The sequence below is a fragment of the Micromonospora parva genome, assembly GCF_000718515.1.
GTDB lineage: Bacteria > Actinomycetota > Actinomycetes > Mycobacteriales > Micromonosporaceae > Micromonospora > Micromonospora parva.
Window position 1 is genome coordinate 1 of the sequence record NZ_JNZS01000086.1, and the last position, 203, is coordinate 203.

The window sequence follows — 203 nt, forward strand, 5'->3', positions numbered from 1 at the left end:
GGTGTTGGACGTCTCGGGCTTCTCGACCGCCAACGGCGGCGCAATCGTGCAGTGGAGCGACAACAACAGCACCAACCAGCAGTTCCGGTTGGCCGACTCGGACAGCGGTTACGTCCGGTTGATCAATCGGAACAGCAACAAGGTGATGGAGGTGCAGGGCGCCTCGACCGCCGACGGCGGAAACATCGTGCAGTACGACGACT

The 203-nt window shown here is 62.1% G+C and carries 1 protein-coding gene; it reads left to right on the forward strand.

From position 1 onward, the window contains the following. Positions 1-203 (forward strand): RICIN domain-containing protein (locus tag IF22_RS33530; protein WP_036412952.1); only part of this gene is annotated, 203 nt, incomplete at both ends.